Raw genomic sequence first — 14,583 nt, forward strand, 5'->3', positions numbered from 1 at the left:
TGGGAGGTTTAAGCCATGAAAAAATTTTTTCTCTTTTGTTTAATTTTTATGTTTTTATCTGTAACTGCTATAGTTCCGTCTTTTGGTCAAAAGGTATATACAGTAAAGGTTGGGAATTATACATTAAATATTGATACGCAAAAGTACAGGGGTAAGACTATTTATGTCTGGCAATTTTGGCCAGAAGAAGAAAAAAGTAGTATTCCAGGTATTCGATCAGCAAAGCAAGTAAGAGAAGAATTTGAAAAAATAACTGGTGCTAAAGTACAGATCGTATATACGACATGGGAAAACTACACACCTAAATTAAGTGCAGCCATATTGTCGGGAGCAGGAGCAGATGTAGTGTATATTGGTGCAGGTGAAAAACCTACTTGGATGATGAAGAAGATGCTCCTTCCTCTTAATAGATATATTGACTTTAAAGACAAAAATCTTTGGAATGCTGTAGGTTTTAGGAAAAGTACTGTAGACTTCTTCACATGGAGAGGGCAAGTTTATGCAGTAGCAAATATATATAGTGACAACGTATTCCCTTTTATTCTTTATTATAACAAAGAGAAATTTGAGATGGCAGGGTTACCAGATCCATTAGAGTTATATAAGCAGGGTAAATGGACATGGGAGGCTTTTTTTAATGCAGGGAAGCAACTTACACAAGACACCAATGGTGATGGAAAAATAGATCAGTATGCTTATGCTACATGGGCAGTTATACAACCATTCCTTTTTACTAATGATGTGGAAGTTGTGAAATATATTGGAGGAAGGCCTGTTTTTGCAATGGATGATCAAAAGGCATATAGGGCATTTCAAGCTATATATGAAATGGATGCAAAATATAAGATGAGACCTGCTGACTGGTGGACAGATCCACAGGGAAGATTTCAAAAGGGGATAACTTGTATGGATTATTGGGGTCCATGGGAACTTAGTGGAATGAGAAATGCTCTTGGTAAAAAGCTTGGAATAGTTCCATTCCCAAAGGGACCTAATAGTAAGAAAAAGAGTGCAGATATGGCAGATGGTGGCGCAATGGGCTATTGCTTCTTCTTCTAAATATCCAGAGCTTGCAGCCCTATACTTAATATGGATGCTAATGCCAACAGACAGAGAGAAGGAATTAATAGTGAAAGATCAGATAGAAAGGGTTGGCGGAAAGGAGATTTATGATTTGCTTTTAGATGCTTCTACGAGAGCAGTTATTGATCCTATATCTGGAATTCCTGGTTTTTGGGATCTAATTAATCAAATTGATGTGGCTAATCCTGCTAAATCTATAAAGGCCTTGAAACCTAAATTCCAAGCTGCTATTGATGCTATTTTAGAAGGGTTGAAGTAGTTTAGTCTTAGGGAGAGAAGACAATAAAATACTTGTCTTCTCTCCCAAAAAGATATAAAATTGTTTACAAAAAAGTGGAGGAATGTAAATTGGAAAAGGTGATGAAAACTTTTCTGAAAGTGGTTACCTTCATATTTATTGTTAATTTCTTGCTTTCATTTTCTTTTGCTCAAAATCAGAATTATAAATTAAATGTTATTTTTGAACTTATAAGTAGAGAAAATTCTTATGAAACTTACATATCGAAATATGTAGATAAACCAAGACCTAAATCAGTTATTATTATTCCTGGTGTGAAATATTCTAGTTTTTCTAAAGATTTAAATTTAAAAGTCTTAACTGATCTAACCTCTGACAAACATCCAGTTATACTTACTGGAGAGAATGGATATATAGAGTGGACTTTTAATATAAAAGAGGAAGGTTTATATAACATAGCAGTTAAATATTTCCCTATAAAAGGTAAAAATTCAAGTATTGAAAGAGAACTTCTTATTGATGGAAAAAGACCTTTTAATGAAGCCAGGATTTTGAGATTTGAAAGAATATGGAAAGATGGAGGACCTGCTTTAAAAGACAACAGGGGTAATGAACTTAGACCTATACAGGTGGAAAATCCTATTTGGGTAGAAAAGATTTTAGAGGATCCTGATGGTTTATATGCTGATCCTTTCCTTTTTTATTTTTCACCAGGAAAACATACTATAAGATTTGTATCAGTGAAAGAACCTATGGTTATTGATTATATAAAGATTTTTAACGAAGAAAAAAAACTAAAATATGAAGAAGTTTCACAAAAAAATAGGGAAGATAAGAAACTAAGCGGTATTTTTATAAAGGTACAAGGTGAAAATGCTACCTTAAAATCGGAGCCTACTCTTTATCCAATCTCTGATAGGTCTAATCCCCTTAACGAACCTTATGATTCTAGAAGAAAAGTATTAAATATCATAGGGGGATATAATTGGAGATCTGCAGGTCAGTGGATTGAGTGGAAGTTTAATGTACCTGAAGATGGTTTATATAAAATAGGAATTAAATATAGACAGAATGCTAATCCAGGAATACCATCAGAAAGAACTCTTTATATAGATGGAAAAATTCCTTTTGAAGAGGTTAAAAATATTAAGTTTAAATATAATACTCACTGGCAATTTTCATATTTGGGAAATGATAAAGATCCGTATTTATTTTATTTAAAAAAGGGTGAACATACCCTGCGTCTTAAAGTTACTTATGAAAGCATTGCAGATATAATAAGAAATGTACTTCAATGTTCTATTGATTTATCTCAATTATATACAAAAATTGTTATGATTACTTCTCCTAATCCAGACCCTTACAGGGATTATCTGTTAGAGCAAAATATTCCTGATCTTATAGATACTCTCCTTAAAAATGCAAAATTATTGAGAGAAAATGCAGAAAAGATAAGGAAAATTGGTGGTGAAAAGGCAAGTGAAGCAGCTACCTTGGAAACTGTGGCAATTCAATTGGAAGGAATGGCAAGAGAGCCAGAAACAATTGCTCAAAGATTGCAAAGATATAGAGATAACTTATCTTCATTATCTGCGTGGGTTCTTACAATTAGAGAACAGCCATTAGATATTGATTATATTGTAATAGCCTCACAAGATGCACAAGTACCAAGGATAAATCCCAATATATTTGAAAGGGTTATTGATGCAACTAAAAAGTTTTTCATATCTTTTATTGAAGATTATAACTTAATTGGTACTGTATATGAAAAGGATAAGGCTATTAATGTGTGGGTACAAATGGGTAGAGATCAAGCTGAAACCTTGAAGATGTTAATAGATACTGAGTTTACTCCAAAAACAGGAATAGGTGTAAACATTAATATTATAACTACTGAGGCTGCACTACTTTTCTCGGTTGCATCAAAAGAGAATCCTCCAGATGTGGCTCTTAATGTATCTCGAGGTCTTGCTGTAGATTATGGAATACGTGGGGCATTGGTAGATGTTTCAAAATTACCCGGTTTTGAAGAAGTAAAAAGTAGATTTGCTAAGTATGCTCTTGTTCCATATGGTTTCGGAGGAAAAGTATACGGTTTGCCAATGACTCAAGATTTTCCAATAATGTTTTATAGGGCAGATATCCTTGGTCGTCTAAACATTGAGATTCCAGATACATGGGATGAGCTTTACAAAACTATCGCAAAGCTTCAGAGTTATAATTTACAATTTGCTGCAGGAACAGGTGGTACAAGTTTTGATATTTTCAACATGTTGCTTCTACAAAGGGGAGGAAAATATTATACAGAAGATGGTAAAAGGTGTGTACTAAATAATGAGGAAGGTGTAGATGCATTTAGAGAGTGGACAAATTTATATGTTCTCTATGGAATACCGCTTTATTATGATTTCTTTAACAGATTTAGAACAGGAGAGATGCCCTTAGGTATTGGTCCTTATACTATGTATAATCAATTTAAAGTAGCAGCTCCGGAAATAAGTGGATTATGGGGAATAGCACCTGTTCCAGGAAGAAGAAAATCAGATGGTAGTATAGATAGAAGTGTTGCTGGTAGTGGTAACGCAGTATTAATATTTGCTCAATCCAAAAAAATCCTTGAGGCATGGGAATTTGTTAAGTGGTGGTTATCATCTGATGTACAAGCAAGGTTTGGTAGGGAATTAGAAGCTGTTTTAGGGGCAGGTGCAAGATATAACACTGCTAATGTAGAAGCTATGAGTTATTTACCATGGCCTTCTTCAGACTATAAGGTCCTTTCTGAGCAATGGAAATATCTTAAGGAGATTCCTAATGTTCCTGGTAGCTACTATACATATAGACATTTAGATAATGCTTTTAGGGAAGTAGTTATGCTTGGAGAGATACCAAGAGAAGCCATAGAGAAATATACTAAAGAGATTAATAAGGAAATTGATAGAAAACGAGAAGAGTTTGGACTTGAATTAGCAAAAGAATAATTAGAGGGAGAATTTAAAATGAGAGGAAAATTTAAAGATTTATGGAAGGAAATTAAAAAGAATAAAGAATCTTATTATTTAGTTCTTCCTTATTTTATATTATTTTTTACTTTCACTGTAATTCCTGTTATTGTAGGAGCTATCCTTAGTTTTACCAATTATAATGTAATACAGATGCCTAGATTCGTTGGATGGAATAACTACAAAAGACTCTTTTTAGAGGATGACGTTTTTCTAATTGCTTTACAAAATACCTTTAAGTTTGCTTTAATTACTGGACCATTGAGTTATCTTGCTTGCTTATTTTTTGCTTGGCTTATAAATGAACTACCCCCAAAAATTAGAGCTTTTTTAACTTTACTTTTTTATGCTCCTGCTCTATCTTCTGCAATTTTCTTCATATGGACTTACATCTTTTCTGGTGATGTATATGGATTGCTAAATGGTATTCTAATGAATTTAGGCATAATAAAGGAACCAATATATTGGTTACAGGATTCTCGTATTAATCTATACGTGCTTATGGTGATTCAACTTTGGATGAGTTTGGGGACAAGCTTTTTAGCCTTTATTGCAGGATTTCAAACTATAGACAGAAGTCTGTATGAGGCAGGAGCAGTAGATGGGATCAGAAATAGATGGCAAGAATTGTGGTATATAACTTTACCTTCTATGAAACCTCAACTTATTTTCGGAGCTATAATGCAAGTTACTGCGTCCTTTGCTGTGGCTGACATATCTGCTCAATTGATTGGCTTTCCAAGTCCTTTATATTCGGCTCATACTATAGTTCTTCATATGTGGGATTATGGAAGTATTAGATATGAAATGGGATATGCATCAGCAATAGCAGTAATTTTATTCTTAATAACAGTGAGTATTAACCAAGGAGTTAGAAAATTAATTAGGCCTGATTAATATTCATAAGGAGGTTTTACTTTTAAAATGAAATCAAGAATTAATAGATCTTGGTGGGGAAATTTGATACTAATAATTGTACTTGGAATTGTAGCAGTATTTATGGCTCTACCCCTTGTGTATTCTATAATGAATGCTTTTAAACCATTGGATGAATTATTTCTTTTTCCACCCAGATTATTTGTTAGAAGACCAACCTTAAAGAATTTTTCTGATCTCTTTTATCTCATGAGTAATTCTTTTGTGCCTTTTTCAAGATATCTTTTTAATAGTATTTTTATCAGTTTTATGAGCACATTAGGACATGTGCTTATTGCTTCTATGGCTGCCTACCCTTTGGCTAAACATAAATTTCCAGGAAGTAAGTTTTTGTTCAATCTTGTGATATTTTCTTTAATGTTTTCAGGTTATGTTACCAATATTCCAAGGTTTATTATAATGGCTAAATTGCGACTTTTAGATACATATTTTTCTCTTATTCTCCCCTATATAGGGGCTACCTTAGGTTTGTTCTTGATGAAACAGTTTATGGAACAGATTCCAGATTCCTATATTGAATCTGCTAGGATTGATGGGGCAAATGAGTTTAAGATATGGTGGTATGTGGTTATGCCTAATGTGAAGCCTGCATGGCTTACTCTTATATTATTTGCTTTTAGAGATACATGGAATGATACATACACTCCTTCATTATATATACATAATGAGGCTATGAAGCCTTTTTCCTTAGCACTTACCTATATTCAACAAGGAGGCTTTGTAAGAGCCGGAGCGGCAGCAGCTGCTGCTATTCTTATGATGTTACCTTCTTTAATTATTTTTATAGTGACCCAAAGCAATGTAGTAGAAACTATGAAATCTGCAGGTATTAAGGAGTAATTGTTTATGAGAAAAGAAAGAAGATTTTTCATTAGATTAATAGTTTTTCTTTTTCTGATTATTTGTGTAACTTACGCAGGTATACCTTATCACACTTATATTTATAATGAGCGACGTAGGCCAGTTCCTTCTTTACCTGCTTATGAGCCGGAAAAGATCTATACGGGTGAAACTATAGGATTAGACAAAGATTTTTCTTCACCAGAAGATCTTTTCGTAGATAAAAGGAATGGAGATGTATATGTGGCAGATACAGGAAATAATAGAATTGTTGTTATAGATAAAGATTTTAAACTTAAGAAAATTATTGATGGTTTTATCAATAATGGTAAAAGAGAAGGATTTAAAGCACCGACAGGTTTATTTTTAACCGATGAGGGCAAACTATATATAGCAGACTCTCAGAATGCGAGAATTGTGATTTTAAATCCAGATGGTTCTCTTTTTAAAATTGTAGGCAAACCTGTGGGAGAGGTTATACATAAGGATTTTGTATATATTCCTAAAAAAGTGGCTGTGGATAAATTGGGAAGAATATATGTGGTAGCAGAGAATGTGGTTGAAGGTTTAATACAGTTTAGTCCAAATGGAAATTTTGAAAGATTTTTTGGAAGTAATAGGGTTGAGGTAAATCCAGTAGAACTTTTCTGGAGAAGAGTACTTACAAGAGAACAAAGATCTCAACTTGTACTTTTTATTCCGATTGAGTATAGAAATGTAACAGCTGATAAAGATGGATTTATATATGGATGTGTAAGGGCTTGGTATGACCAAATTAAAAGATTAAATGCCTTAGGAGACAATATTATTAAACAGGAAGGTCGCACGGGCGGTATGTATGGTGATCTATATTTTGGTTTTACTGTTAGAGGAGAAATTGTGGATATTGCTGTAGATGATTCTGAGAATCTTTATGTTTTGGATGGTAGAGTAGGTAGGGTTTTTGTTTATAACAATCTTGGTGATTATCTTTTTGTTTTTGGTGATATTGGAAATCAAAAGGGGACCTTCCAATATCCAACCGCTATAGATATAGATAAAGGAAAAGTTTTTGTTTTAGATGAGAATAAGGGTACAATAACTACTTTTAAACCTACCACTTTTGGAGATTTAGTATTAAAAGCGAATTCTTATTATGTTCAAGGTTATTATGGAAAAGCTGCTAATATATGGGACAAAGTTGTTAAGATGGATGCCAATTATGATCTTGCTTATATTGGTATAGGCAAAAACTATCTCCATGAAGAAAAATATAAAGAAGCAATGGAAAGTTTTAGACTTGGTTTTTATCCTACAGGATATTCAAAAGCCTTAAGAGGATACAGAATAGAGTATATGAGAAGGAATTTTACATTAATAATGAACACTATACTTTTGTTGATCTTAGCTTTATATTTGATAAACAGATTTTTGGGAAATACTATTAGAAGTCATTATCATAATTTTCTCAGAAATCATGAACTTTTTTATACTGTAATGTATGTTTTTTATGTGATTAGGCATCCTTTTGATGGATTCTACGAGTTAAGAAGGAAACCTAAAGCTTTTAGAGGAGCTCTTATCTTATTAATTTTTATAATTCTCTCTTTTATAATACAAAGGTTAATGACTGCTTTTCATTTTAATCCATATCGACCTGAAGAATTGAATATTCTCTGGGAGATAGGCAGAGTGTTAATTCCTATTTTAGTATGGGTGATTATAAATTGGGCGGTTACCACCATAATGGAAGGAAAGGCAAAAATGAGAGAGATTTTTATTATGACAGTATATGGTATTTTCCCACTGGCTCTTTTGATTTTGCCTCAAACTTTATTGAGTCATGTTTTTACCTTAGATGAGGCAGCATTTTACTATTTCATAGGTACTATAGGAACTCTTTGGTCAATATGGATCATTCTTTCTGGCATGATGGAACTCCAAGAATATACCCTAAGTAAAGCTATAGGAACGTCTTTAGTAACCTTAGGTGGAATAATATTTGCTATGTTTATAGGTATGGTTTTCTTTGCTACTTTTCAACAATTTATTAGATTTGTCTATACAGTTTATTTAGAAATTAAATATATGATTGGTTAAGAGGTGAAAAGATGAAAAGATACTTCTTGAAATACAGTAATTTTTTTGTAGTTATAATAATCCTTTTATTAATTATCCCTCTATATAGCCAAGATAATGGTTTAAAAGTTGTAGCTCAAAATGAGAAATTCTCTATGTTGCTTAATAGACAAACAGCTGAAGTTATGATTAAGGAGAATAAAACAGGAAAAATTTTTAGACAATTTCCAGAAAATTGGGAAAACGATCCTTCTATGGGGGTTACTAAGTTTAGTATTCCGTCTCATTTAGTGGTAGAGATGGCAGATCAAGAAGGGAAAATTACTGTTTATAATACCTATGCTTTAGGAGTTATGAGAGGAAACTATAAAGTGAAGAATATTAAGGATGGAATAAGATTTGATTATGAATTTTCTACTCAGGGCTTATCTATTTCTATAGAGTTTTATTTGACCTCGTATGGATTAAAAGTTAGAGTACCTATGGATTCTGTAAAGGAAGAAGGAGATTTAAAGTTAAATAGAATTTGGGTTTTACCTTATTTTATATATGGTGAAAAAAGAGATAATGGTTATCTTGTTTTGCCTGATGGTTCTGGAGCTTTAGTAAGATTTGATCATAAGGCTGGAAATGAGAGAGGATTTGAAATTCCAATATATGGTTTAGATTATGGACTCCCTTTATATAATATGCCTCCAAAAACAGAGAATATAAATTTACCTATATATGGAGTGAAAAGAAACGATTTAGGAATCTTGGGAATTATTGAGAGTGGGGATGCTGATGCAAGTTTGGCTTGTTATATGGCGGGTAATGCTACTTCATATTATAGGGTTTATCCAATCTTTAATTATCGTAGGATTCATAAGTTCTTACTTTATGAAAGGGAGGCATCAACAGGACAGCCAGGAGAAGTGGTAGATGTATTGGTAAGTAAGTTTTCTCCTTATACTCTTAAGAGTGATATTGTTATAAATTATTATCTTTTTACCGGTAAAGATGTTGATTATTCTTTAATGGCAAGAACATATAGGAATTATCTTCTCAATAATGGATATCTTTATAAAAAATCTGTAAAAGTAGATAAAGTACCTTTTAATTTGACAATTATTAATAGCATAAAAATAAAAACTACTAAGGCTGGAATTCCTGTTGTTGATCTTTTTCCACTTACCACTTTTGATGAGACTATTAAGATATTACAGGAATTAAAATCTAAAGGTATTGATAATATAAACCTTATTTTGAAAGGGTATCAATCAGGGGGATATATGAGTAAAATCACAAATGGAGTAAAAGTAGAAGCAAGAATTGGAGGAGACAATGGATTAAGAAGGCTTTTAGATTATTGTAAGAAGAACAATATACCTTTATATTTAACTGCAGAAATTATAGAAATACACGAATCTGGTAATGGTTTTTCACCTTCAAGAGATGGAAATAGATATTTAAATAATGGTCTTGCTTTTCTATATAAATGGGATCCTGTTATTAAGAAGAAGAATAGAGATTATGATCCATGGTTTATTGTGCTTCCAAGTAAGGTTCCAAGTTATCTAAATAATTTCTTGAAGGGTATATCTAAATATGGAATAAATAATGCTTTAATCGAGAAGATGGGAGAGTATGTCTATTCTCAAAATAAATTTCCAAGATTGCTCTCCAGAGAAGAGGTAATTTCATTGTGGAGAGAGGCTTTATCTAGTAATATAGATAAATATAACTTTATATTTACCTCTGGTAATCTTTATATTCTTCCTTATACTTCTATGCTCCTTGATGTTTCTCTTGATTGTAGTAATTTTTCAATAGAATCAGAAGCTATTCCTTTTTATCCAATGATTATTCATGGATATATTCCTTTTAGTGGAAGACCAGGAAATTTAAGAGAGAGTCAAAAGAAAGAATTTTTAAGAATGGTAGAGTATGGTGCTATACCATATTATATGTTCATTTATAAAGATTCATCATATTTTAAAAAGAGTTTTTATAACGAAATGTTAAGTTCCAATTATAAGGATTGGATTGAACAGGCAGTAGAAGAATACAATAAAGTTAAGAATTTGTATCTGAATATATATGATGTTCCTATAAAGTCCCATAATAAGCTTACAGATGGGGTTTATCGAGTTGAGTATGAGAATGGGGCTGAAATAGTAGTTAATTATAATAAAGCATCTTATCTATATAAAGGTAAAATGGTTAGAGGAGAAGACTTTTTATTCTCCTTAGGAAAGAAATAAGGGGGAAATAATCTATGAAAAAACAAAAAAGATTTAAAACTTTGGCTCAAAGACAAGCAAGAATAGGTAGATTATTTGTTTACCCATGGCTTGTTGGATTTGTGATCTTTTTTGCATGGCCTTTTATTCAATCTATAATTTTTGCCTTTAGTCAATTAGATGTTTCTCCAGAAGGATATAAATTGACTTTTGTGGGATTGAGTAATTTTATAAAGGCTTTAAGGGAAGATCCTAATTTTATAAGATATCTGACCACTGAAATTGGAAATATTGTGGTAAATATTCCTTTAATAATAATGTTTTCTTTATTTATTGCTATACTTTTGAACCAAAGATTTAAAGGAAGAACTATAGTAAGAGCTATTTTTTTCTTACCTGTTGTCGTTATGTCGGGAGCATTACTTTATGTTTTTGAATCTAATTCTTTGGAGCAATTTAATATTGGTGCCCAAGCAGGAATGGCTATGTCTAACTCACCCTTTTTGAGAGGTATAGATTTTAGAATGTTTTTAGTAAGGATAACAGGTAATATTCCATTTTTAATGCCCGTTATTAATGCCATTGATAGGATATATGAAATTATTTGGAAATCAGGTGTGCAGATACTTATATTTTTAGCTGGATTACAATCTATTCCTTCATCGTTATATGAGGTAGCCCAAGTAGAAGGAGCAACTTCTTGGGAAGTATTTTGGAAGATTACATTACCTATGATTTCTCCTATTATTCTTGTGAATGTCATATATACGGTTATAGATTCTTTCACTGATTATAGTAATGATGTGCTTAGATATATTCTTGAAGTGGCCTTTAGACAATTAAATCACGGTTATAGTGCAGCTATTGCATGGCTCTATTTCTTGATTGTAGGTGCTATTTTACTTATTTTAATTTGGATTATATCTAAACGGGTATTTTACATGAATGAGTAAGGAGGAAAATATATGTTTAAACAATATAAAAAAGAAGAATTAATTCTTATATGGAAGCATAAAATAAGTGTCTGGACATATAATATTTTAAAAATCTTACTTTTTATAGGTCTTTCTTACGTATTATTAAGACCGGTTCTTTTTATGTTTAGTACAGCACTTAAAAGTAGAGAAGATCTTATTGATCCTACTGTAGTATGGATTCCAAAGCATCCAACTCTTGAAAATTTTATATTGGCATTTAAATCTTTAAATTATTTTAATGCTTTTAAAAATAGTCTTATTATTTCTATTATTCCTGCTATTTTTAACGTTATTGCTTGTTCCATGATAGGATACGGACTTGCCAGATTTAAATTTAAAGAAAGGGAAATTATATTTGCACTTATTATATTTACCCTTATAGTTCCACCCCAGGTTTTGCTTATTCCTTTATATGTGTTTTATCAAAGGTTTGACATCTTAAATATTATCGGATTAATAAGGGGTGAACCTCTAAATCTATTAAATTCCTATTATCCTATTATTCTTCCTACCATCTTAGGTGGTGGTTTAAGAAGTGGTCTATTTATATATATTTTTAGACAGTTTTTCAGAGGTATGTCTAAGGAGTTAGAAGAGGCAGCTTATGTGGATGGTGCTTCTCCTTTTCAAACCTATCTTAGAATTTTTATTCCTAATTCTATACCAGCAATAGTGGCTGTTTTCTTATTTTCGGTGGTTTGGCATTGGAATGATGTTTTTGAGCCATCTGTTTTTATTGGTGATTTTGATAAGTATACTCTTTCTTTAAACTTAGCAAATATAAGATCCATTATTACTGGTGGTACACAAATATTTGATCCTTTACTAATATTGCCACCGCAGTATGCTGGAGCTGTATTAGTTATGTTACCTATGCTAATATTCTATATATTTACCCAAAGGTTTTTTGTTGAGAGTGTGGAAAGAACAGGAATAATTGGTTAAAAAAAATTAAAAGGGGGTATTTATATGAAGAGATTCTTAAAGATTTCTATTCTTTTTTTAATGGTCGTAACATTGATTTTTTCTCAAATAGGTAATGTATTATTAATCTACGATGGAGAGAGTGACAATTCTAATTTGTCTTCGTTGGGTTTTTGGGTTGCTCCTGAAGGTTGTAAGGCTGAAGAATTAGAGGGTATTGCATATTCTGGTAAGAGAAGTCTTAAAATCAGCTTTGTTTGGGAAAGCTGGTGGGCTGGGATGGGAATTAATTTTGCAAAGTGGAATTTTGATAATAAAGATAAAATATTTGATCTATCTCAATATAAAACTTTAGAGTTTTATATTAAATCTGAGAAAACTGATAATTACAATCTTTTAATAACTCTTGCAGAAGCACCAAGTGAAAAAGGAGGAAAAGAGGTTTATTCTGAAAAATATACCATTTCAGGTGGAGTGCCTACTTCTTGGACAAAAATTTCAATTCCTTTAAAGTCTTTCGTTACTGTAGATCTAAAAAGAATATGGGGGATGAGCATAGAGGTTTCTGGGGTTCCGTCTGGAAAGACTATTTTGTATGTGGATGACATCAAATTTGTAAAATAAGGTGATGTATTATGAAAATCACTGGGGTAATAGTTTTGCTAAATTTACTATTCTTCTTAATAATCTTTTGTAATCAAGGATATGCAAGTTCATATAAGGGAAGTTTTAGTTATATTGATCCTCATAAAGCAGTAGAAGAAATGGATCCTGGATGGAATCTTGGAAATTCTCTGGATGCCATACCTGATGAAACTTCTTGGGGAAATCCTAAAACTGAAGGATACATCTTTGATGATATTAAGAAAACAGGATTTAAAAGTGTGAGAATTCCTGTTACATGGGTTGATCATATGGGGCCTGCTCCTGATTATAATGTGGATGAGGCTTGGATGAACAGGGTAGAAGAGGTTGTGAATATGGCTCTTGAAAGGGATCTTTTTGTAATAATAAATGTTCATCATGATTCTTGGAGATGGTTAAGTAAGGAAATGAAGCAGGATAAGGAAGAAACAATGAGAAAATTAGAGAAATTGTGGGAGCAGATAGCTAAAAGATTTAAGGATTATTCAGAGAAACTGATTTTTGAGATAATAAATGAACCTACTTATGAGGGGTTCTCCGAAGAAGAGGCTGGAAAAATTCAAAATGAAGTAAATGAAAGAATTCTAAAACTTATAAGAAATTCAGGAGGATTTAATGATAAAAGATTATTAGTAATACCTCCACTCTTGACAGATACATATAAGGCTGAGAAATACCTAATACCTCCAAAGGATGAAAATATAATCATTGGTATCCATTATTATTCGCCATGGGATTTTGTGGCTAATTGGTGGGGAAGGAAAACATGGGGAAGCAATAAAGATAAAGCACAGATGGATAATGATATTCGTATTGTTAGAGAAAAATTTCCAAATCATGCTTTTATAATTGGTGAGTTTGGAGTATCTAATGGGAATAAACCAGCAGAGTGGTATTTTATTGATAACCTTATAAGAACAGCTAAAAAATATAAGATGGCAACCTTTTATTGGGATAATGGTTTTGATAATTATGATAGGAGAAATAGGATGTGGAGGGATGAAGTACTTGTGAAAATCATTATTAATGCTTCAATGGGGAATCCTAATGCCTTTTTAAATCCTGGGATACTTTATTTAAAAGAGAAACAAGAGATTAAAGATATAGTAATCTCTTTAGAATTGAATGAGAATAAATTGGAAGGTATATATTTAGGGGAAAGGAAATTAGATTTAAATAAAGATTATATTTTGCTTAAGAATGATCAAGTTTTACTGAAATCCAGTTTAATAAAAACAATAATTAAACCTGGTGTATATGGAAGAAATGGAATTCTCATGTTTAAATTCACAAAAGGAGTAGACTATCCTTTAGAGATTATTCAATACAAAGACCCAGTTTTATTAGATAAACCATTTAATATTATTAGTGGAGTGCCAATGGATGCAAAATTTCTTATTAATTTTAATGGTACAAAATTATGTGCGATAAAGATTTTTGATGCCAAAACTGGTAGACCTATTAGAGATTCATGGACTCCTTATCTTAGAGGTTGGGATGACTTTAATGTTGTTGAATCACAAGTGGTTATAAGAAAGCAAGTTTTTGAAAATCTTCAGAGTGGAACAAATCTAAAAATAATTTTTGAATTTTTCCCGGAAGGTGTGATATTGGATACTACTGTACCAGTATTATGAGAGCAAATTTTTGCAATTTCAGGT

The 14,583-nt window shown here is 31.8% G+C and carries 11 protein-coding genes; all 11 read left to right on the forward strand.

All coding sequences use genetic code 11. The annotated features are described in order from the left end of the window. Positions 1–15 precede the first annotated feature (15 nt). The 11 genes from ACY3IT_RS03785 (at position 16) to ACY3IT_RS03835 (ending at position 14,559) form a co-directional block, all read left to right on the forward strand. Positions 16–1,059 carry an ABC transporter substrate-binding protein gene (locus ACY3IT_RS03785; protein WP_463083456.1) on the forward strand — a complete coding sequence of 348 codons (1,044 nt, stop codon included), beginning with the start codon at positions 16–18 and terminating at the stop codon, positions 1,057–1,059. Next, on the forward strand, positions 1,025–1,342 hold the full coding sequence (locus ACY3IT_RS03790; RefSeq protein WP_463083457.1) for a hypothetical protein: 318 nt from the start codon (positions 1,025–1,027) through the stop codon (positions 1,340–1,342). The genes ACY3IT_RS03785 and ACY3IT_RS03790 overlap by 35 nt, the downstream gene beginning before the upstream one ends. Positions 1,343–1,440: 98 nt before the next feature. Then, entirely contained in the window at positions 1,441–4,299 is a 2,859-nt protein-coding gene (locus ACY3IT_RS03795; RefSeq protein ID WP_463083620.1) for an extracellular solute-binding protein, read from the forward strand. A gap of 18 nt (positions 4,300–4,317) precedes the next feature. Beyond that, entirely contained in the window at positions 4,318–5,217 is a 900-nt protein-coding gene (locus ACY3IT_RS03800) for a carbohydrate ABC transporter permease (RefSeq protein ID WP_463083458.1), read from the forward strand. Positions 5,218–5,244: 27 nt separating this feature from the next. Further along, positions 5,245–6,096, forward strand: coding sequence for a carbohydrate ABC transporter permease (locus ACY3IT_RS03805; RefSeq protein ID WP_463083459.1), 852 nt, complete (start codon positions 5,245–5,247; stop codon positions 6,094–6,096). A gap of 6 nt (positions 6,097–6,102) precedes the next feature. After that, a complete protein-coding gene (locus ACY3IT_RS03810) occupies positions 6,103–8,175 on the forward strand; it encodes a YIP1 family protein (protein WP_463083460.1) in 2,073 nt (690 codons plus the stop codon). A gap of 11 nt (positions 8,176–8,186) precedes the next feature. Further along, entirely contained in the window at positions 8,187–10,397 is a 2,211-nt protein-coding gene (locus ACY3IT_RS03815; protein WP_463083461.1) for a DUF5696 domain-containing protein, read from the forward strand. 14 nt (positions 10,398–10,411) lie between these two features. Next, on the forward strand, positions 10,412–11,329 hold the full coding sequence (locus ACY3IT_RS03820) for a carbohydrate ABC transporter permease (RefSeq protein WP_463083462.1): 918 nt from the start codon (positions 10,412–10,414) through the stop codon (positions 11,327–11,329). 12 nt (positions 11,330–11,341) lie between these two features. Next, the gene (locus ACY3IT_RS03825) at positions 11,342–12,298 is read left to right on the forward strand and encodes a carbohydrate ABC transporter permease (protein ID WP_463083463.1); all 957 of its coding nucleotides are present in this window, start codon (positions 11,342–11,344) and stop codon (positions 12,296–12,298) included. Between the two features lie 24 nt (positions 12,299–12,322). After that, complete coding sequence (locus ACY3IT_RS03830; protein ID WP_463083464.1) at positions 12,323–12,901, forward strand: CIA30 family protein; 579 nt, start codon at positions 12,323–12,325, stop codon at positions 12,899–12,901. Between the two features lie 11 nt (positions 12,902–12,912). Beyond that, a complete protein-coding gene (locus tag ACY3IT_RS03835; protein ID WP_463083465.1) occupies positions 12,913–14,559 on the forward strand; it encodes a glycoside hydrolase family 5 protein in 1,647 nt (548 codons plus the stop codon). The last annotated feature ends 24 nt before the right edge of the window (positions 14,560–14,583 follow it).

This window comes from Dictyoglomus sp. GBS (genome assembly GCF_055179815.1).

Coding starts and splice junctions, on each gene's coding strand:
- ACY3IT_RS03785 (WP_463083456.1), top strand. CDS start 16: ATGAAAAAATTTTTTCTCTTTTGTTTAATTTTTATGTTTTTATCTGTA.
- ACY3IT_RS03790 (WP_463083457.1), top strand. CDS start 1,025: ATGGTGGCGCAATGGGCTATTGCTTCTTCTTCTAAATATCCAGAGCTT.
- ACY3IT_RS03800 (WP_463083458.1), top strand. CDS start 4,318: ATGAGAGGAAAATTTAAAGATTTATGGAAGGAAATTAAAAAGAATAAA.
- ACY3IT_RS03805 (WP_463083459.1), top strand. CDS start 5,245: ATGAAATCAAGAATTAATAGATCTTGGTGGGGAAATTTGATACTAATA.
- ACY3IT_RS03810 (WP_463083460.1), top strand. CDS start 6,103: ATGAGAAAAGAAAGAAGATTTTTCATTAGATTAATAGTTTTTCTTTTT.
- ACY3IT_RS03815 (WP_463083461.1), top strand. CDS start 8,187: ATGAAAAGATACTTCTTGAAATACAGTAATTTTTTTGTAGTTATAATA.
- ACY3IT_RS03820 (WP_463083462.1), top strand. CDS start 10,412: ATGAAAAAACAAAAAAGATTTAAAACTTTGGCTCAAAGACAAGCAAGA.
- ACY3IT_RS03825 (WP_463083463.1), top strand. CDS start 11,342: ATGTTTAAACAATATAAAAAAGAAGAATTAATTCTTATATGGAAGCAT.
- ACY3IT_RS03830 (WP_463083464.1), top strand. CDS start 12,323: ATGAAGAGATTCTTAAAGATTTCTATTCTTTTTTTAATGGTCGTAACA.
- ACY3IT_RS03835 (WP_463083465.1), top strand. CDS start 12,913: ATGAAAATCACTGGGGTAATAGTTTTGCTAAATTTACTATTCTTCTTA.